Origin of the sequence: Zobellia uliginosa, from assembly GCF_018860745.1 — a bacterium.
GTDB classification, from domain to species: Bacteria; Bacteroidota; Bacteroidia; order Flavobacteriales; family Flavobacteriaceae; genus Zobellia; species Zobellia uliginosa_B.
In genome coordinates this window covers 816,650-838,088 of record NZ_JAHKPY010000014.1, presented here as the reverse complement: position 1 = coordinate 838,088, position 21,439 = coordinate 816,650, and the positions used below count along the sequence as shown (strand labels likewise).

Sequence of the window (21,439 nt, the reverse complement as noted above, 5' to 3'; positions counted from 1 at the left end):
TAGGGTGAAAAAAATTTTCAAAACCAACTTACTCAGAAATTAAGTCATTTAGAAAATCTATACTTATTTCGGTAAAATCGTTAAAGTTGTATTTGGCTTCTGAAAGAATATCTGGATGTCCTATTCCTATGCTCAACATTTTAGCATTGTTCGCTGCTTGTATTCCCGCTACAGCATCTTCAAAAACAAGACACTTCTCCGGCGCTGTTGCAAGTTTTCCTGCAGCAATCAAAAAAACCTCTGGGTCTGGCTTTGCTTTGGTCACGTCATTACCGTCTACAATGGCATCAAAATAAGTCAAAAGGTTAACTTTTTTTAAAATAGGTCTAGCGTTCTTACTAGCTGAGCCCAGTGCTATTGGTATATTTCTTTCCTTTAAAAAATCTAGAACCTTATGTACATCAGGAAGAATTTCGGAGGCGTCCATCTTTTCTATATATTCCAAATAGTCCTCATTCTTTTCGATCATCCATTTGTCAAACTGTTCTTGGGTTGCCGTAACACCTCCTATATCAAGAAGAATTTCCAAACATCTTTTACGACTTACCCCTTTAAATAGCTCGTTCTGGTCTTTTGTAAACTCAAAACCAAGCTCATTAGCCAGTTTTTTCCAAGCTAGGTAATGATACTTTGCGGTGTCTACTATTACACCATCTAAATCAAATATAAATGCTGATATACTCATGGGATTTGAACTTGTTATTTATAAATTGGTTACTTATTACGGGTTGAATCTATCAACATCACCAAAACGGTATTCATACGATCTATTTGTTAATGGTAGAACCTCTTTCTATTAAAGTTGCTTCAACAATTTGTGTTCTATAAACTTCCTCTTCATGAAAGCCAATTTCATTTTCCAGTTTTTCAATCAACATTTCGGCTGCAATTTCGCCCATACTCTCACCATGTTGTGCAACCGTAGTTAATGAAGGTGTAGAATAGCGAGACAAAAGTCCGTCCGTAAAGCCAATGACTGAAACATCCTCAGGAATCCTCAAGCCCTTCTTCTGCACTATTGCCATTAACAAAACCGCAAAAATTTCATTGACACATAATGCAGCATCAAACACTTCATTTTCAACAAAAGCATCAATATACGATTCTTCTACACCCTTAAATGGTAGAACCAGAGTTAGGTTTTCATCAACCTTAATACCAAAATCCTTAAGCGCTCTTCTGTAACCATCCGCTCTTTTCTCACTTACATTAAAATAGCTTTCAGTCGTTACTAGCGCTATTTTTTTCTTTCCCTCTGCCAGCATTTTAGCAGTTGCTTCGTACGCAATCTGCTCGTCATTCATTATAACTTTATCACATTCGATCTCATCGATAACACGATCAAAAAGAACCAATGGAAAGCCTTGTTCAACCACTTCTTTTAGATGGCTAAAGTCATTCTTTTGCTGTGTTTGGGCAGATACCGACATGATAAAACCGTCAATACTACCATTTGCCAGAAGTTCCATATTAAACACTTCCTTTTCATAGGATTCGTCAGAGACACATACCACTACATTATAACCACGCTCATTTGCATATTTTTCAATTCCTCTAAAGACAGTGGTGAAAAAATGATGTACTATATCCGGAATAACAACGCCAATATTCTTGGTTTTCCTATTCTTAAGGCTAAGGGCAATATTATTAGGCCTGTAATTGTACAATTTTGCAAAGGCCTGTACTTTCTTTTTGGTGTCTGCACTAATCTCATCACTATCTTTTAACGATTTTGAAACCGTTGAGATAGACACTTCTAATTCTCTTGCAATTTGTTTTAGAGTAATCTTTCGCTTCAAATCTTATAACTTTTGGGTAGTGAAATTAAACTTTAATTTGGGCAAACGATAACGTTCCACATTTTTTAACAATCTTAACAAATCATCTCGTAAATTCAATCATTTTTGAATTAAAATGAAATCTGTATATTTGGGATTACATACCGTTTCCCCATTTTCAACCCTTCTTATTACTAATTTGCTATTTATTCGACGTTATTATTATTAGTATCGAATTTTAGGAAAGTTATTAACACGAAACCGTTTTCGTAGATATGGCCCATGCCATTTTCATCTGATTAACTGTGTTTTTCCATACATTTAACTTTATTTTATAATTAAACTCAACTTAAAACAATTCATTTATGAAGATTATGCTACTCAGAAACCTGGTTATGGTTGCGGCTTTTTTAGGCTTTGGCATAGCACAGGCACAAGATGTTTCGGGAACTGTTTCCGATGCAAGTGGCCCTTTACCGGGAGCTAGTGTTGTAATTAAAGGCTCGACCACAGGAGCACAAACAGATTTTGATGGGAACTATGCGTTAAGCGACGTACCTGAAGGCTCAACCCTGGTATTTAGCTACATAGGATTTGCTTCTCAAGAAGTACCCGTTAACGGCCAATCAACAATTAACGTAACTTTGCAAGAAGATGCCCAAGCTTTGGACGAGGTTGTAATAATAGGTTATGGCTCTACGACGGTAAAAGATGCTACAGGTTCTGTTGCTTCTGTGACCTCCGAAGACTTTAACAAAGGGGTGATTTCTTCTCCTGAACAATTAATACAAGGTAAAACCGCTGGGGTACAAATTTCTCAAGGAAGTGGAGAGCCTGGGTCTGGAGTTTCAATTCGTATTCGAGGAACCTCTTCCGTAAGATCAAACAACAACCCTTTATTTGTTGTTGATGGCGTTCCATTACCTTCTGGGGACACCTCATCGGAAGGAACCAATATTGGCGTAGGTTCTAGCTCGGCAAGAAACCCTTTAAGTTTCTTAAACCCTAACGATATTGAAAGCATGAGTGTTCTTAAAGATGCTTCTGCTACGGCCATTTATGGTTCACGTGGAGCTAACGGAGTGGTAATCATTACTACTAAAAGTGGAAAAGGTGGTGCTGAAGGTGGAACATGGGAGTTCTCTTCTGATTTGAGTTTTTCAGAACCGGCTAAAGAATACGACCTTTTAAATAGAAGCCAATTTCTATCTGCCGTTGATGCTTTTGGAGGATCGGCTGCTGATTTTGGCAACGATACGGATTGGCAAGATTTAGTTACCAGAAATTCCGCATCTACCAATAACAACTTAGCATATTCAAGAAATTATGGGTCTGGTAACGTAAGAGCCACTTTCAATTACGGAAAGCAGTTTGGTGTTATCAAAAAATCATCTCAAGAACGAATTACTGGTCGATTAAATGTTTCTCAGAGATTTTTAGACGATAAGCTAAAACTTGATTTACAAGGTACAATTTCACGTGTTAACGATGAAGCTCCACCACTAAGTGGTAGCGCTGGTTCTACAGGTGACCTTTTGGGTTCAGCATATTCATCTAACCCTACTTGGCCTGCAAGCGCCAATTTTAACCCAGGGGATAGAATCAATCCTTTAAACTTATTAGAAAATTGGCAGAGTTTAAACAACACTAACCGTTTCTTAGTAAACTTTTCTGCTTCGTACAACATAACTGATGAATTGACCGCTAAAGCTACTGTAGGTTATGATAAAGCCGAATCTACAAGAGAAGCTTCATTAAGCTCTAATTCATTCAATGTATCTAGAGGAGCTGCTGGAAATGGTCGTGGTGCTTTAAATGACTTGACTAATGAAAATAGACTTTTTGAACTTACATTGAACTATAAGAAAGAGTTTGAGAACTCATCTTTAGATGTGCTAGGTGGTTTTTCTTATCAAGATTTTAATGTAAGAGGTAGAAATATAGAAGGATGGGGATATTCATCTCCAGACTTAAATTCAATGGCGCAAGATTTGTCTGATGCTTCTGATATTTTAGAATCTAAAATCTCTGGATCGTACCAACAATATGGTTATGCAGGAAATATTAGCGAAGGACTTTTCGTAAACAGACTTTTTCCTAATACTCAAACTGATTTCTTAGGCGAAGCTTCAATTCCAGTTAATTCAATTTTTGCCGATACATTTGACAATACAGATGAACTACAATCTTATTTTGCAAGAGTTAACTATACTATAGCGGGCAAATATTTATTTACTGCTACTGTAAGAGCGGATGGATCTTCCAAGTTTGGGGATAACAACCAATATGGTATTTTCCCTTCTGGAGCTTTTGCCTGGAAAATTAACGAAGAAGATTTTATTGGCGAGGCAGTATCTACTTTAAAACTTAGACTTAACTACGGTATTACAGGTAACCAAGATGGACTTGGCTACGGACGATTTGTAAGAAGAGAAAGATTCTCAGATGGCAGTATAAACGATGGTGGAGATATCAACATACCAGGAATCACAACTGTTGAATTTGCAAACCCAGATTTAAAATGGGAAGAAACTACACAATATGGTGTAGGTCTTGATTTTGGATTTGCCAATGATAGATTGAACGGTAGCATTGATTTTTATCGTAAAGAGACCAAAGATTTGCTTTTAAATATTCAAGCTGCACAACCATCTCCGCAGCCCACTTTCTTTCAAAACTTAGATGCTTTAGTTCTTAACCAAGGAGTAGAATTTGCATTGAACTATGATTTTGTTCAAACCGAAGATTTTAACTGGTCTGCCGGATTCAATGTCGCTTATAACAAGAATGAAATCCAAGATTTTGATGGTGAAATTGCAGCTGGAACCATACGTGGTGCAGGTCTTTCAAATGCCTTCTCTCAACGTCTTGCTTCAGGTCAACCTTTATTTTCATTTTATTTGCGTGAATTCGTTGGATTTGACGAAAACGGCAACCCTGTTCACGAAGGCGGTAACGATAACCAAAAATTTGTCGGAAAAAGTGCTCTTCCAGATTTCACAGGTGGTTTTTCAACAAGTCTAAATTATAGAAACTGGGATGCATCATTGTACTTCAATGGTCAATTTGGGAACTATATTTATAACAATACTGCTAATGCATTCTTTACAGCTGGAGCAATTGGTAGTGGTAACAATGTAACCCAAGATGTAGTTGGACTTGCTGGTGAAGAAGGACGTTTCGCAGAAGCATCAGTTTCAACTAGATTCTTAGAAAAAGGTGATTTTGTTAGACTTCAAAATGCTTCCATTGGTTACAACGTTCCGCTTTCAGGAGAAGGTTGTTTTGATACTATGCGATTAAGTTTAAACGCTCAGAATTTGTTCGTGATTACCGATTATAGTGGCCTTGACCCTGAAGTTAGCGTCAGCCCTGCAGGAGATGACCTTCTAAACGGTTTACCAATAGCCGGTATTGACTACAGTTCTTTTCCTAGACCAAGAACTTTGACTGTTGGAATCAACGTAACTTTTTAAAAAAACAGATATGAAACTAAATATAAAAATAACCCCGATATTATTATCGGTCTTTACGACAGCATTGATGGTCTCCTGTACCGATCTTGAAATAGAAGAGACAGACTCCTTGATAAGTGAAGATTCTGGATCTACTGGCTTCACAGGTTTAAGTGACCCTGAATCCTCCCTTAGCGACCTTTACAATAAAGTTGGAGGGGACTTTCAAGGTCAAGAAAATATGTATGCACTTTCTGAAGTTTCCACAGACGAACTATTAGTTCCTACTAGAGGAACCGACTGGGGTGATAATGGTATCTGGAGACAATTGCACACACATACTTGGACTTCATCTCATTTATATATACTAAACTCCTGGAACAATTTAAACCAGAACATTTTTAGAGCAACAGAAATTATTGAAAGTAATCCTTCTGCTGCAGTAACTGCCGAGGCAAAATTTCTTCGTGCATTTAATATGTTTTTTGTTGTAGACCTTTTTGGTTCGGTTCCTTTTAGAGGTGTAGACGAAGGCCCAGACGTTAATCCAATGGTAATGACCAGAACGGAAGCTTTTGATTTTATAGAATCAGATATACTTGACGCTTTTCCAAGCCTACCATCTGTAGCGCCCGGTGTTGATAACACTGGTAAAGCAACACAAGAGGCTGCTAATTTTTTATTAGCAAAACTGTATTTAAATGCATCTGTTTACAAGGGCACCGATACTTTCGACACTGCCGATATGCAAAAAGTAATAGATGCCGTGGATGCTATTGAGGCCAAAGGATTTGCCATTCAAGAAGGATATTTTCAGATTTTTGAACCAACGGATGATACCGAAACTATTTGGCACCTAAACAGTGAGGTTGGAGCAAGAATTTGGAATACCCTTCACTACAATCAAAATTCTCCTGACAATGAAGGTGGTGGATGGAATGGATTCACAACGTTATCTGACTTTTACAATAGTTTTGAAGGTGCTCCTAACACCAATTATGTTGGCGATGGCCAAGAAGAGCGAAGAGGTTTTGTTCCGGATGCCACTACTGCCAATAATGATAACTTAGGAATAGGCTATGGTTTCTTAATTGGTCAGCAGTACAATGAAGATGGTACTCCATTAACAAACCGTCAAGGTGCTCCTTTAAGTTTCACCAAAGAAATTCCTGCGTTGGTTGGTAATACCGAAGTAGAGGGAGTCCGTGTTATTAAATATCACCCGTTTGACCCTACTGATGACGAAAACCAAAACAATTCGTTCAGAAGGCATCAAATTATGTTCCGTTATGCGGATGCTCACTTAATGAGAGCAGAAGCTATGATGCGTATGGGTCAAGATGTTACGGATATTGTAAACGAACTAAGACAAAAAAGAACCGATACTCCTGATTTAACCTCAGTAGATGAGCAAGAACTCCTTGCTGAAAGAGGAAGAGAGTTGTTTATTGAATACTGGAGAAGAAATGACCTAGTTAGATTTGGACAATTTACATCCCCTTGGAGTCTTAAAGAAGTTACTGGAGATGAGAACACCAATTTGTATCCTATACCAGAAACTGCACTTCTTTCAAACCCTAACCTAGTTCAAAACCCAGGGTACTAAAATTTTAAATTAAGTGTTTAAAATGCCCAGACCTAATTAGGTCTGGGCATTTTTTTTTGTAATTAACATACCAAAAACAAGCACGTTAGCTTACTTCTGTTTTAAAACAAACATAAAATCCATTAGACAGTAGTATTCTCCCAGTTGTATTAAGTCTGTTCGAAAAACTATATAATAGACATCTTCTGGTTCGGTTGATTGGTGTTCGGTTTAGCCACTTAGTGGAAGGAGAACATCAAAATAATCTATTTGAAGTTGATGAAAAGCAAATCTGCTTGAGTTTGTCCATAGACAAGATGCGTGAACGGCACAAAGATCGCTCCGTTATTAGTGCTGCTGTAATGGAAGCCAAGAACAATAGCCAATGGAACCCGTTTCCAAGTGAACCGCCTCCCCTCCTAGCCAATAAAAAAAGGTAATCATATATTTCAAAAAAAGAAAAAGCCTTGCACAGTAGTAATCTGTACAAGGCTTTATATTATATAGCTTATTTTTTACTTCGCAAAATACACATAAAGCGCCACTACTATAAAGCAGATTGCTATACCTACTTGCTTTACATATTTGTAAGGCTCAATAGAAACTTGGTTGGTATATTCCAGCTCAAATGGTTTTTCATTCGGCCTTATTTTTCCAATGACAAGCATGATAGCCGCATTCAGCACGAACAATATGGCCATGACATGTATAAAATGAGGATAAGCTTCCGCCTTTATCAAGGCCAATGTATCAGGATCGGTTATACCTGAAGTAGCCGCTTCCTCCAAAGCACCATCAACAAACATAGGCTGTAAATAAAACTGACTAAAACAGTATAGCACTACGCCTGCGATAATTCCTATTTTGGCCGCAATGGCCGGAACTCGTTTGGTAAGGTACCCTACCACGATTATTGTAAAAATAGGAATGGTATAAATACCGTTCAACTCCTGCAGATAAGCAAAGAGGCTACCTGCGTTAGAGATTAACGGCGCAATAAGCATAGCACCTACCGCCAAAACAATCCCAAAAATCTTTCCATATTTTACAACCGTTTGTTCATTGGCTTCAGGGTTAATGTGCTGTTTATAAACATCAAGTCCAAATAGTGTTACCGAACTATTTAACACACTATTGAACGAACTCAAAATAGCTCCAAAAAGAACCGCTACAAAAAAGCCCACTAAGTATTTAGGTAGGACGGCGTTTACCAGAGCAGGATATGCTTGATCGGGCATATCTAGACCACCTTGGAAATAATGAAAAGCAATAATACCGGGAAGTACTACAATTAACGGACCTAGTATTTTTATAAAAGAAGCTAATAACAAGCCTTTTTGACCTTCGGCCAAATTCTTTGCTCCCAACGCCCTTTGAATAATTTGCTGGTTGGTTCCCCAATAAAATAAGTTGATAAGCATCATACCGGTAAATAATGTAGAAAATGGTACACTATTGGTAATTTCGCCTGTAGAATCAAATTTATCCGGATTCGCCTGATAAAGAACATCCAAACCGTCAAAAACACTTCCGTCACCAATAGCAATTAGTCCAAAAACAGGAATCAACAGACCTCCTATTAATAATCCTACCGCATTTATTGTATCGGAAACCGCTACAGCTTTTAATCCGCCAAATACCGCATAGATAGAACCAATGATACCAATACCCCAAATACTAAGATTCAGAGCCGTACCGTCAGAAACTCCTAACATGGTTGGCAGATCGAACATGGTACTGATTGCCAGCGCCCCAGAATAAAGTATAGTAGGTAACAATACCACCACATAACCTGTCAAAAACAAGACGGATGTTAAGGTTTTAGTAGTAACATCGTATCTATCTTTTAGAAATTGGGGCACGGTAGTAATACCTCCCTTTAAATATCTCGGCAATAAAAAAATCGCGGTTATAACCATTGCTATGGCCGCTAAGGTCTCCCAGGCCATAACCACAATACCTTCTGTATAAGATTGCCCGTTCAGGCCAACTATTTGTTCGGTTGAGAGATTGGTTAACAACAAAGACCCTGCAATAACGCCGGCAGTAAGACTTCTTCCCCCTAAAAAATAACCATCTGAAGAGCTCTCATCTGTAGTACGTGTTGCAAAGTATGATATGATGGCCACCAACGCAGTGAAACCCACAAAAGACAAAATTCCTATCATTATGTATTGGTTTGATATTTTCGCTAAATATATTGGATTATTTATGAAAAAGTTAATGATTAACTGACAATATATAGGATATCACATTTGATGGTGAAATAAGATGAAATTTCACAGCCCTGTAATTTCCTAGACCTACGAGCTTTGATTATCTTGCAAATGATTTTGACCATGAAAAAAGTATTGGGTTTTATTTGGGTTTGGGCACTGTCCTTTTTAATAATTTCCTGCTCAGAAGAAAAGCAAGAAACCCCTACCCTGTTTAAAATAACTGACGCCTCACATACAGGCATATCCTTTACTAATTCACTCAAAAACACACCGGAACTTAACATCCTCAATTACCTTTATTATTACAATGGAGCTGGAGTAGCTGCAGCAGATTTTAATAATGACGGACTTACAGACCTCTATTTTACGGCAAACGAAGGTGCAGACCATTTTTACCTAAATAAAGGCGACTTCAAATTCAGTGAAATAAGCCAAAAAGCGGGTATTGACAATTCCAACGGGTGGACCACAGGAGTAACCCACGCAGATATCAATAATGACGGGCTTTTAGATATTTACATTAGCAAGGTCAGTAATTATAAGCATTTAAAAGGCTCTAATTTACTCTACATAAATCAAGGTAATAACGCTAATGGAACTCCTATTTTTAAAGAGGAAGCAAAAAAGTATGGTCTTGATTTTTCAGGCTTTTCTACCCAAGCTTCTTTCTTTGATTATGATTTGGACGGCGACCTTGATATGTTTTTGCTCAACCACTCCGTTCACCCAAATCGCACCTATGGCAAAGGAAGCAAAAGAAAAAAAGTAGACTCCCTATCCGGAGACCGTTTGTACAAAAATGAAAACGGAAAATTTACTGATGTATCCGCAGAAGCCAATATTTTTCAAGGTGAAATTGGCTATGGTCTAGGTCTTGGTGTAAGCGATGTTAACAATGACGGTTATCCTGATATTTACGTAGGAAATGATTTCTTTGAAAATGACTATCTCTACATCAATCAGAAAGACGGTAGGTTTGAAGAAATTATTTCAAAAAACGATAAAAACCTAGGTCACACCACCCACTTCTCCATGGGCAACGATTTGGCTGATATTAATAATGACGGACTTACAGATATTGTCTCCCTAGACATGCTACCAGAAAATCTAGAGACCTACAAAACTTCTGGTTTGGAATTTGCTTACCCAACTTACCAAAACTATCTGCGAAACGGTTATGCCCCGCAATACATGCAAAATACGCTTCACTTAAATCTTGGAAATAATAACTTCAGCGAAATTGCACACCTTGCAGGTATTTCAGCAACAGAATGGTCTTGGGGCTCACTTTTAGCGGACTATGACAACGATGGATTAAAGGACCTTTTTGTTTCTAACGGAATTAAAGGTGCCACCAATGATATGGATTTCATAAACTTCATTGCCAATGAAAATATCCAAAAACGCATTGAAGCCGGAATGACGAAGGAAGATTTGGCATTTATTGAGGAAATGCCAAAGAAAAAGGTCCCCAACTATTTTTTTAAAAATCAGGGAGATTTAACCTTCAAGAACGTATCCGATGAATGGTCCGATCAACAGGCCAGTTATAGCAACGGCAGTATTTATGCAGACCTGGACAATGACGGTGATTTGGATATTGTGGTTAACAATGTTGACCAAGAAGCATATGTTTTAGAAAACACAAGCGATTCGAACTTGAAAAATCACTTTCTGAAAATCGATTTTAAAGGGAGTAAAAACAATCTTTTCGGAATTGGCGCAAAGGTTATCGCTTATGGAAAAACAGCTTCAATAAGTGCTGAAAATTTTGTGACCAGAGGGTACCTATCGGCTGTACCTCCCCAAATACATTTGGGTATTGGCAAAGATTCTCTTTTGGACTCTGTTAAGGTCATATGGCCTAACGGAAAACATCAAACGCTACAGAACGTTTTAACCAATCAAAAAATCACTTTCAGTTTTTCTGATGCAAATGAAAGCTTTGATCGGAAGTTAAAGCAATCTACACCTCTCCTACTTAACAACGCTCCTGATTTCCTTGGGTTTTACCATAAAGACAGTCCAACTCTTGAGTTCAACCGTAGTCCGTTGGTTCCTTTCGCGAACACTAATGAAGGTCCTGAAATTTCGGTGGCCGATGTCAACCTAGACGGTTTAGATGATGTTCTCATTAGTGGGGCAAAGGGGCAAGCCTCCACCTTGTTCGTTCAACAATCACAAGGTAACTTCATACAAGAACAGACTACCCTATTTGAAGAAGATCGTATTAACGAAGATATTTCTCAGGTCTTTTTTGATGCCGATGGTGATGGTGACCAAGATTTAATAATCGTAAGTGGAGGAAATGAATTCCAATCGGGCAAACCGTTGCAACCGCGTTTTTACCGAAATGAGAATGGCCAATTCAAAAAAGAAGAAAACCAGTTCAACGAGCTTTATGTAAATGCCTCAAATGTAAGTTCTGTAGATTTTGATAATGATGGAGATACAGATATTACAATCACTTCCGACCAGATTCCACATCAATTTGGTTCCACTCCGTCACAATATATTTTTGAAAATGATGGTACCGGAAATTTTGCCGATGTATCAGAAACCTTTGGCAAAGCTTTTCAAAATATTGGCGCAGTAAAGGACCTTATCTGGAAGGATTTGAACGGCAACGGATTCAAAGACCTCATAGCAGTTGGCCATTGGATGCCAATTTCTATTTTCTATAATGACGGAAAACTACTGCACCTCCAAAATCATCAAAACTTAAAAGAAAGCAATGGTTGGTGGAATACTATAGTTGCAGATGATTTTGATAATGATGGCGATATTGATTTTGTTACGGGAAATTGGGGACTAAACAGTAAGTTTAGCGCATCTAAATCCGAACCCATAACCCTGTATAGCGCAGATTTTGACCAAAACGGAACCGTAGACCCAATCGTAACCCATTATCAACAACAAACAGAAACTACTTTTGCATCTAAAGATGAACTCGTTAAACAACTACCTTATTTGAACAAACAATTCTTATCCTATAAAGATTTTGCCAAAGCCTCAGTCTCTGATTTATTTTCAGAAGAAAAGTTGGTAAAATCAGAACAAAAACAAGTCTATGAATTACAAAGTTTATTTTACGAAAACGATGGAGTTGGTAATTTTATATTAAAAGCACTTCCAACTATTGCACAAGCTTCTACAATTCATGATATTGCAATAGACGACTTTGATAATGATGGTTTTAAAGACCTACTTATTATTGGTAACACAACTGAAATAAGCACACAACTAGGTAGAATGGATGCCTTACACGGCATCATTTTACGAAACAACCAAAAAGGAGGTTTTGAGTGGCTTGATAATCAGAATTTTAATATTGAAGGGGCTGCAAGAAAAGCTGCTAAAATCAAAGTAAAAAACAAGGAGTTCTATATCATTGGCAGAAACAATGATATTCCGGTTTTCCTATCAAAAAAAAGCTATAAATAGTATGCAATCAATAGCCAAAACGGTTTATAATACTCCACTTTGGACAATTATTTTACTAATGGTTCTTTTACTTTCGTGTAATTCCGAAACCAAAGAAGACAGCACTGTAGAACAAAAAAAAGAAACACTCTTTAGTATGCTTCCCGCAAAAGAAACAGGCATAGATTTTATCAACGTTGTTCAGAACCAAAAGAATTTCAACATCTTCAAATACCGTAATTTCTATAATGGTGGCGGGGTTGCCATTGGTGATATCAATAATGACGGACTTGCAGATATCTACCTTTCTGCAAATATGGGACCGAACAAACTCTACCTAAACAAAGGCGATTTTAAGTTTGAGGATATTTCCGAGAAGGCAGGAGTTGTAGGGAATAAACCGTGGTCAACAGGTGTTGTAATGGCAGATATCAATGCAGACGGTTTTCTAGATATTTACGTAAGTAATGCAGGTAATATGGAAGGCAACAACCATGATAACGACCTCTATATAAATAACGGAGACCTTACTTTTTCTGAAAAAGCAAAAGACTATAACCTTGCCGAAACCGGTTTTTCAACTCATGCTTCATTCTTTGATTATGATAAAGATGGTGACCTTGATGCCTACATCTTAAATAATAGTAATATTCCCGTTAGCAGTTTGGGCTATGCCGAACAACGTAGCGTTAGGGCTCAGGACTGGGAGGGTGTACCACATATTTTTAGAGGTGTGGGCGATATGCTTTTGCGCAATGATAATGGTACATTTAAAGATGTTAGTGAAGACGCCGGCATTTACGGAAGCCTTATTGGCTTTGGTCTTGGAATAATGGTAAGCGATGTTAATGGAGACCTATGGCCCGACATCTATGTTTCCAATGATTTTTACGAAAGGGATTATCTTTACATCAACCAAAAAAATGGCACTTTTAAAGAAGAAATAAAAGAGTGGACTTCCCACCTGTCACTTTCCGCAATGGGTATTGATATGGCCGATATTAATAATGACGGCAATGCCGATATTTTTATTACGGACATGCTTCCGGAAGGAGATGAACGTGTAAAATCTGTCATGGAATTTGAAGGCTACAATGTTTTCAGATTAAAACAGAGTAAAGATTTTTATCAGCAGTACATTCAAAATACTTTACAACTCAACAATGGCAATGGTTCTTTTTCTGAAATTGCCTACCACAGTGGCGTAGCAAAAACGGACTGGAGTTGGGCCGGACTTTTATTTGATATGGATAATGACGGTCTTCGGGATATTTTCATCACCAATGGAGTAAACCATGACCTTACGGACCTTGATTTTGTAGATTTCTTTGCCAATGAAATCATTCAAAAAATGGCACTAACGGGTAAAAAAGAATCCATAGATTCCATTATCAATAAAATGCCCATTAAGCCGCAACCCAATTATGCATACCGAAACAATGGCGATATAACTTTTGACAACGCCGCAGTTGATTGGGGCTTTGAAATCCCCAGTTTATCGAACGGAGCGGCATACGGAGACCTTGATAATGATGGAGACTTAGACCTTGTTGTGAACAATGTAAACATGCAGTCGTTCATATACGAGAACAAAACCAATGAACTAACGAATAATCACTATATCAAATTAAAGTTCATAGGTCAAGGTCAGAATCCGTTTGCTGTAGGCACAAGCATTAAAATGTATTATGACGACCAGGTGGTTTTTCAAGAATTGATTCCCTCACGTGGTTTTCAATCTTCGGTAGATTATGTAATGGATATTGGTCTAGGTGCAACCACAACCGTAGATTCCCTTCGGGTTATTTGGCCAGATGATTACACCCAGAAACTAGAGAATGTTTCTGCAGACCAGCTTTTAACGCTAAAAAGGTCTGAGGCAACCGAGAAATATAGCCTGCCCAAACCATCAAAAATAAAAACACTGCTCACCGAACTGAAAAACGATAAGTTAGTCCCGCACAAAGAAGATGTTTATCAAGACTTTGATTATGAGGGATTAATTTCCAAATCGGTATCACAAGAAGGCCCTGCATTGGCTGTTGGAGATATAAATGGCGATGGTAACGAAGATATTTTCTTAGGAGGAGCCGATGGGCAGCCGGGAGTAGTATATATCCATTCCGGTAATGGCAAGCTTTCTAAAAAGCCATTAAGCTTTGATATTGATTTTGAGGATACCGCTGCTGCATTTTTTGATGCCGATGGCGATGGCGACCAAGATTTGATAGTAGGCTCAGGCGGAAATCGTATTAATCAAGAAAACACATATAAACCCAGATTATATCTAAATGACGGAAGAGGTAATTTCAGTAAAGCTAAAGATGACCTCCCCTCTGTTTTTAAGAATATTTCTGTAATTTCCCCATTTGATTTTGACCAAGATGGCGATGTGGACCTGTTTGTAGGTTCAAGAAGTGTTGTTGGCACCTACGGTATTGACCCTGACCACCTCTTTTTAGAAAATCAAGGCGATGGAAAATTCGTTGATGCCACGGAACGATTAGCATATGACCTTAAAGATGCAGGCATGGTAACGGATGCTATTTGGGCCGATATTGATGGGGATGGTAAACAGGACCTCGTTACCACATCTGAATGGGGAAGACCCAATATTTACAAAAATTCAGGTAGGCGCTTAAGCCGACTTTCAACAAGCCTTGACAGTCTATATGGTTGGTGGAACACTGCGGAAGCGGTTGATCTTGATAATGATGGCGATATGGATTTGGTGTTAGGAAATCAAGGTACAAACGTACCCTACGAAGCCTCTAAGGAACATCCCATGAAATTGTGGATCAATGACTATGATAATAACGGAACGTTGGAGCAGATTACAACCCGAGGGTTTGATGGAAAGGATTATCCTATTCACCAGAAAAAAGAGCTGACCGGACAAATTGTTTCCCTAAAAAAACAAAGTTTAAAAGCTTCGGAATACGCAAAAAAAACAATTGACGAGCTTTTCCCAAAAGAAATATTTGAGCGCAGTATTGTTAAAGAAGCCAATACCATGTCTTCCGTAATTGCCATTAATGAAGGTGGTGGTAAATTCACTATTAAAAAATTGCCCTCACGTGTTCAACTTTCATGCGTTTGCGGTATTACTTGTGCCGATGTTAATAAAGATGGAAACCTAGATTTGATTATGGCAGGGAACAATTTTGAATTCAAGCCCCAATATTCACGCTTGGATGCCAGCTACGGCAATGTACTTTTAGGCGATGGAAACCTAGATTTTAAATGGCAAGATTATGGCACTAGTGGTTTTTTCATTAAAAACGAGGTAAAACACTTGAAGCAATTCAAGGATAAAAACGGCAAGAGCTATCTGAATGCAGCTATAAATAATAGCATTCCAAAAATTTATGCGCTAGATTAATGTTGTTACCAAAAGAATCTCAAAGAAAAAACTTACCGTTCGTGCTTTTCAAACACACATATATATACTTCTATCTCGCCCTTTTTATTTTTTCCGCTTGCGGTGAAAAACAGGGTTCACTTTTTACCAATCAACCTGCCACAGAAACAGGCATTACTTTTGAAAACACCCTTACAGAAACTGATGACCTTAATATTCTAGACTATCTCTATTTCTATAATGGAGGTGGTGTAGCCATTGGAGATATTGACAATGATGGTCTTCCTGATATCTTTTTTTCGGGCAATCAAGTGAAGAACAAACTCTATAGAAACAAAGGTAATCTACAGTTTGAGGATATTAGTAAAACTGCCGGTATTGAAGGGAACAGCACTTGGAACACAGGATCGGTAATGGGCGATATAAACGGAGACGGTCTCTTGGATATTTATGTATGCGCCGTGGTGGGCATCAATGGCTTCAACGGTTATAACGAACTGTTTCTAAACAATGGGGATGGCACTTTTACGGAAAGTGCCGCTACATACGGACTTGATTTTGATTCGTACAGTTCCAATGCCGCTTTTCTTGATTTTGATTTAGATGGTGACTTAGACATCTACCTGTTGAACCATGCCGTACACACCCAAGAGTCTTTTGGAAAAGCAGATTTACGCCTAAAACGTAATTTTCAAACAGGAGACAAACTACTACGTAATGACGGCAATACATTTACAGATGTAAGTGAAAATGCGGGAATCTATGGCGGTGTAAACGGATACGGTTTAGGACTAGCAATTTCAGATTTTAACCAAGATGGTTATCCGGACATTTATGTGGGCAATGATTTCCATGAAGATGATTACTACTATTTGAACAAGGGCGATGGTACTTTTACCGAAAGCTCAAAACAATTTTTTGGGCACACCTCTCGCTTTTCCATGGGTAACGATGTGGCGGATATCAACCATGATGGTTGGCCAGATTTGATTTCTTTGGATATGCTTCCACAGGATGAAAAAGTTTTGAAATCGTCTGAAGGCGATGACAATATACAAACCCAAAAATTGCGTACCGAGCGTTATGGATACGGGTATCAGTTCACTAGAAACATGTTGAACATCAATCAGCAAAACAGCACTTTTTCAGAAACCGCACTTATGAGTGGCGTAGCAGCTACGGACTGGAGCTGGAGTGCCCTTTTTGGTGATTATGACCAAGATGGCGAACAAGATTTGTTCATTGCCAATGGCATTCCTAAACGACCTAACGATTTAGATTTCATCAATTTTGTCAGTAGCGAGCAGATTCAAAATAAGATGAATAACACCAAGCTCATGGATCAACAAGCTTTGGACAAAATGCCTGCCGGAAAAATCCATAATTACATTTTTAAGGGTTCGGATGATTTGACGTTCAAAGATGAATCTGGCCAATGGATGATGAAAGATACTTTAGTATCTGGAGCTACGGCCATGGGGGACCTAGACAATGATGGCGACTTGGACCTAGTTACCAATAATCTAAACGGAACGCCTGCGCTGTATATCAATAGAACGGACCATAAAGCAAACTATCTAAAGCTAAAATTGAAAAACAAAGGCAAAAACACTTTTGGTATTGGCACCAAGGTTTTCTCTTACACCAAAGGAAAATTGCAGTATAAAGAACTATACACTGTTCGTGGGTTTCAGGCTTCTTCCGAACCTGTGGTTCATTTTGGTTATGGAGATATCACACAAATTGACTCTCTCAAAATAGTTTGGCCCAATGGTACATATCACACTTTAAAAAATGTAGAAACCAATCAGACTTTGGAGGTAGAAGCCAATAGCAACATTACATTTGACTATACCAGTTTACAACCACGCAACCAACCACTTTTTAAAAAGGTTGAACATAATTTAGGAATCGATTTTATTCATATCGAGGATAATTATACGGATTTCAATCGTCAAAAACTTATCCCTTATCAGATATCGGACCGCGGTCCCGCCACGGCAATTGGAGACATAAATGGCGATGGTAAAGAAGATATTTTCTTTGGCGGTTCCAAGTATATCCCATCTGAAGTTTACCTACAAAGCGATACCGCATTTGCTCCAGTTCGCATGGCAGAAATAGCCAAGGATTCTATTAAAGAAGATGTAACTGCAATTATTTCCGATTTTAATTCAGACGGTAAAAACGACCTCATTGTTGGAACGGGCGGTGGTGACTTCTATAATAAAATGGAACCGTTATTGGATTCGTACTACATTCAAAACAATACTACGTTTGAAACTTCAAGTCTACCCGAAAGCTTCAAGAACACTTCAGTTATAGCTCCTTTTGATGTAGACGAAGATGGAGACCTTGACCTTTTTGTTGGCGGCCAGACCATTTCAAATGACTTTGGAAAAGTTCCAGAATCCGCTCTACTTATAAACGAGAATGGCACATTTTTAAATAAGAACGAAGAGAGTCTGTCTAATTTGGGTATGGTAACCGACGCCATTTGGACCGATTTTGACGCTGACGGCACAAAGGACCTTATCGTAATTGGCGAATGGATGTCTCCAGTATTTTTTAAGAATGTAAAAGGAAAACTGAGTAAAGTTGATGTTATCCAGAAAAATTTAAATGGACTCTGGCAAACTATTGTTCCTTTTGACATAGACCATGATGGCGATACAGATTACTTGCTTGGCAATTGGGGCAGCAACACGAAGTTCAAAGCGTCTGCAGAACATCCTATGAAAATGTTCTACGGTGATTTTGACAATAACAGACAGACCGAAACCATAACCACTATAGAAAAAGATGGTAAATACTATCCTTTGGAAGGTCTGGACGGACTTTCCTCCCAACTCGTTTCCCTTAAAAAGAAATTCACTACCTATACTTCTTTTGCAGGTTCTTCCATAGAAGATATTCTTGATAAAGAGATGTTGAACAAAGCTGAAGTCTTAGAAGTCAACGAGCTACGATCTGGGTATTTAAAAAATGAAAACGGAGATTTCGGTTTCGTTGCGTTTCGTAATGAATTACAGGTCTCACCAATTATGGCAATGCTTTCGCATGATTTTGATGTTGACGGCAAAAAAGAGGTTTTGGTTGCCGGAAATTATTTTGGTGTTAAACCGTACCAAGGCAGGTTCGATTCTTTTGGAGGTGCATTGATTAAAGATCAAAATAATGTAATTTTAGCTCCTCAAATTGGCTTGGATTTGAGTCTAAAATCAGTGAGACACCTAAATATCATTGAACTCAAGAACGAAAAATATCTGTTGGTTACCGTTAACAACAAAGCTGCAGAGGTTTACAGACTGAAAAGAAAACAAAATACCAATGAATAAGATTTTTATCGCAATACTATTACTTGTTTTTGCCATTTCGTGCAAAACCCCTCAAAAGCAAGAACCTATTGTTATTGGCCCCGAAGACCTTAATGCTTCAATAGACGAGGTTACGGAAATTATGATTCATGATATATTTTCCCCTCCGGTAGCAAGTAGAATTTTTGCTTACCCAAACGTGGCGGCTTATGAAATAGTGGCTATGTCCGATGATAGTTATAACTCTTTGGCAGGCCAGTTAAACGGACTTACCTCCATACCTGAACCTGACACTACCCAAACCATTAATTATGACTTGGCAGCTATGGTCGCTCACATGGAACTTAGCAAAAGATTAATATTCTCAGAAGACCGAATGGAAACCCTCCGAGACAGTCTTTACAGTGTATGGGAAGGAAAAAACCCTGTTTTGTTTACCAGTTCCAAAGAATACGGCTTACAGGTGGCAGACCATATTGGTGAATGGATGAAAACCGACAATTATGCACAGACCCGTACTATGCCAAAATTCACGGTAGATGCTGATGACGAAACCCGATGGCAGCCTACACCACCGGCCTATATGGACGGCATTGAGCCTCACTGGAACAAAATCAGGACTTTCGTAATTGATTCTGCGGCTCAGTTCAAGCCTATTCCACCACCGGCATTTTCGCTTGAAGAGGATTCCGATTTTTACAAAGAACTTAAGGAAGTATACGATATAAGCAATAAAATTACAGAAGAAGGCGATAGCTCAGAAGAAATTCAGATTGCCCAATTTTGGGATTGTAACCCTTATGTTTCGGTTACAAGGGGCCATTTAATGTTCGCCACCAAGAAGATTACTCCAGGTGCGCATTGGATGGGTATTGCCAAAATTGCCGCTCGCAAAACAAATAGCGATTTTCACAGGGCCTTATATGCGTACACCAAAGCTTCTATTGCCATGGCAGATGCTTTTATTAGCTGTTGGGACGAAAAATACAGAAGTAACCTTATACGACCTGAAACATTGATCAATCAGCATATTGATGATAGCTGGAAACCTGTTTTGCAAACGCCACCCTTCCCAGAATACACAAGTGGTCATAGCGTGGTTTCAGGTGCTGCCTCCGTAGCATTAACAGATGTTTTTGGGGACAACTTTGCTTTTGATGATGATACCGAAACTCCTTACGGTTTGCCTATACGTAGTTTTAATTCCTTTGAACAAGCTGCCAATGAAGCTGCTGTTAGCCGTATGTATGGTGGTATTCATTACCGTGCAGCTGTAGAAGTTGGTGTTAAGCAAGGTAGGGATTTAGGTAAGTTCGTGGTAGATAATCTCAACATGATCAATCAGAGCAAAGTTGCTCAAAATTAGTTTCTATGCTAAAAAAAATAGCATTAGTTACCATTGCGCTATGCGCTGGAGGGATTTTATGGTACCTTTTTATAATGCCTCAAGATTATGTGATTAGATTCCGGACTAAAGCATCACCTGGAACGGTAAATCAAATTGTGAAATTCTGGGTGGGCCAAAAAGGAAACGCTTCTTTTGAAAGCCAAGAAAGCCTTTCTGATTTTCGTAATACGCTTACTTTAAATGATACTAGACTAAATTTTCATTGGCTTATAGAAAAAGACAATGATTCCGTCTCTCTTGTAAAGGTTTATATTAATGATCCTAAAAACAGTTTAAAGCAGCGCTTACAAATTCCTTTTTTTGACACCGACTTTGAGAAACGCTCAAAAACTACCGTAAAGGAGGTTTTCTCCCTATTAAATAGTCATTTGAAAAATTTTAAAATAACGATAGTTGGCGAAGCCGTTATACCCGAAAAGTACTGCGCCTGTATTTCTCTGAAAAGTATTCAATTAAACAAGGTAAAAGGTATGATGGACCACTACTCTACATTAAGTGGCTTCATGGCTAAAAATAATATTGAGCTGGATGGTAGACCATTAGTAGAGGTTGAAAAATGGAATATTCAAAATGATAGTATAGCCTATAACTTTTGTTTCCCAATACACAAAACCGACAGTCTTCCCAGAAAAAAAGGGATATTCTACAAACGCATAGAAGAACAAAAAGCTATAAAGGCAATCTATAATGGAAACTACCTAACCTCTGATCGTGCGTGGTATGCTTTAATTGATTATGCCGATAAAAAGCATATTAAAGTAAAGAAAGAACCTTACGAAGTGTTCAACACAAATCCAAATATGGGTGGAAACGAATTGGAATGGATAGCTGAAATTTTCATGCCCTTACATGCACAAGAATAGGAATAGCACTTACCTTTGTATTCATTAAAA

Annotated in this window: 11 protein-coding genes and 2 pseudogenes; 10 read left to right on the top strand and 3 right to left on the bottom strand. The window is 38.3% G+C overall.

Translation table 11 applies throughout. From position 1 onward, the window contains the following. Positions 1-28 precede the first annotated feature (28 nt). Positions 29-685 (bottom strand): beta-phosphoglucomutase, encoded by a 657-nt coding sequence (gene pgmB, locus KO521_RS18400; protein ID WP_215941363.1) that lies wholly within the window; start codon positions 683-685, stop codon positions 29-31. Positions 686-767: 82 nt separating this feature from the next. Next, positions 768-1,799: a LacI family DNA-binding transcriptional regulator gene (locus KO521_RS18395; protein ID WP_215941362.1), complete on the bottom strand. Its 1,032-nt coding sequence runs from the start codon at positions 1,797-1,799 to the stop codon at positions 768-770. Positions 1,800-2,143: 344 nt separating this feature from the next. On the opposite strand from KO521_RS18395, the gene KO521_RS18390 reads away from it, so the two are divergent. The 4 genes and pseudogenes from KO521_RS18390 to KO521_RS20515 all read left to right on the top strand — a co-directional run bounded on the left by KO521_RS18390 (position 2,144) and on the right by KO521_RS20515 (position 7,258). Continuing rightward, on the top strand, positions 2,144-5,254 hold the full coding sequence (locus tag KO521_RS18390) for a SusC/RagA family TonB-linked outer membrane protein (protein ID WP_215941361.1): 3,111 nt from the start codon (positions 2,144-2,146) through the stop codon (positions 5,252-5,254). 10 nt (positions 5,255-5,264) lie between these two features. Beyond that, positions 5,265-6,839, top strand: coding sequence for a RagB/SusD family nutrient uptake outer membrane protein (locus KO521_RS18385; protein ID WP_215941360.1), 1,575 nt, complete (start codon positions 5,265-5,267; stop codon positions 6,837-6,839). A 134-nt stretch (positions 6,840-6,973) separates the two neighbouring features. Continuing rightward, positions 6,974-7,072: pseudogene (locus tag KO521_RS20655) on the top strand (hypothetical protein); the annotation flags it as partial. Between the two features lie 48 nt (positions 7,073-7,120). After that, the gene (locus tag KO521_RS20515; protein WP_252730106.1) at positions 7,121-7,258 is read left to right on the top strand and encodes a hypothetical protein; all 138 of its coding nucleotides are present in this window, start codon (positions 7,121-7,123) and stop codon (positions 7,256-7,258) included. 75 nt (positions 7,259-7,333) lie between these two features. Here the strand turns inward: KO521_RS20515 and KO521_RS18375 are convergent, their stop codons facing one another. Beyond that, positions 7,334-8,986 (bottom strand): solute:sodium symporter family transporter, encoded by a 1,653-nt coding sequence (locus KO521_RS18375; protein ID WP_215941359.1) that lies wholly within the window; start codon positions 8,984-8,986, stop codon positions 7,334-7,336. Positions 8,987-9,157: 171 nt separating this feature from the next. Between KO521_RS18375 and KO521_RS18370 the strand changes: the two genes are divergently transcribed. From KO521_RS18370 to KO521_RS18350, 6 genes and pseudogenes are all read left to right on the top strand, one after another. Next, positions 9,158-12,481, top strand: coding sequence for a VCBS repeat-containing protein (locus KO521_RS18370; RefSeq protein ID WP_215941358.1), 3,324 nt, complete (start codon positions 9,158-9,160; stop codon positions 12,479-12,481). A 1-nt stretch (position 12,482) separates the two neighbouring features. After that, positions 12,483-15,842, top strand: coding sequence for a VCBS repeat-containing protein (locus KO521_RS18365; protein ID WP_215941357.1), 3,360 nt, complete (start codon positions 12,483-12,485; stop codon positions 15,840-15,842). Then, positions 15,842-17,626, top strand: a pseudogene (locus KO521_RS20690) (CRTAC1 family protein); the annotation flags it as partial. The gene KO521_RS18365 and the pseudogene KO521_RS20690, both read left to right, overlap by 1 nt. A gap of 306 nt (positions 17,627-17,932) precedes the next feature. Further along, on the top strand, positions 17,933-19,159 hold the full coding sequence (locus KO521_RS20685; protein ID WP_436801493.1) for an FG-GAP repeat domain-containing protein: 1,227 nt from the start codon (positions 17,933-17,935) through the stop codon (positions 19,157-19,159). Beyond that, positions 19,152-20,504, top strand: a complete 1,353-nt coding sequence (locus KO521_RS18355) for a vanadium-dependent haloperoxidase (RefSeq protein WP_215941355.1) — start codon at positions 19,152-19,154, stop codon at positions 20,502-20,504. The genes KO521_RS20685 and KO521_RS18355 overlap by 8 nt, the downstream gene beginning before the upstream one ends. Before the next feature lie 5 nt (positions 20,505-20,509). Continuing rightward, positions 20,510-21,409 (top strand): AraC family transcriptional regulator, encoded by a 900-nt coding sequence (locus KO521_RS18350; RefSeq protein ID WP_215941354.1) that lies wholly within the window; start codon positions 20,510-20,512, stop codon positions 21,407-21,409. Positions 21,410-21,439: the final 30 nt, after the last annotated feature.

What these genes read in the sequence shown, in the direction of transcription:
- KO521_RS18370 (WP_215941358.1), top strand. Translation starts at nt 9,158, where the DNA reads ATGAAAAAAGTATTGGGTTTTATTTGGGTTTGGGCACTGTCCTTTTTA.
- KO521_RS18385 (WP_215941360.1), top strand. Translation starts at nt 5,265, where the DNA reads ATGAAACTAAATATAAAAATAACCCCGATATTATTATCGGTCTTTACG.
- KO521_RS18375 (WP_215941359.1), bottom strand. Translation starts at nt 8,986, where the DNA reads ATGATAGGAATTTTGTCTTTTGTGGGTTTCACTGCGTTGGTGGCCATC.
- KO521_RS18390 (WP_215941361.1), top strand. Translation starts at nt 2,144, where the DNA reads ATGAAGATTATGCTACTCAGAAACCTGGTTATGGTTGCGGCTTTTTTA.
- KO521_RS18350 (WP_215941354.1), top strand. Translation starts at nt 20,510, where the DNA reads ATGCTAAAAAAAATAGCATTAGTTACCATTGCGCTATGCGCTGGAGGG.
- KO521_RS20685 (WP_436801493.1), top strand. Translation starts at nt 17,933, where the DNA reads ATGGCAGAAATAGCCAAGGATTCTATTAAAGAAGATGTAACTGCAATT.
- KO521_RS18365 (WP_215941357.1), top strand. Translation starts at nt 12,483, where the DNA reads ATGCAATCAATAGCCAAAACGGTTTATAATACTCCACTTTGGACAATT.
- KO521_RS18355 (WP_215941355.1), top strand. Translation starts at nt 19,152, where the DNA reads ATGAATAAGATTTTTATCGCAATACTATTACTTGTTTTTGCCATTTCG.
- pgmB (WP_215941363.1), bottom strand. Translation starts at nt 685, where the DNA reads ATGAGTATATCAGCATTTATATTTGATTTAGATGGTGTAATAGTAGAC.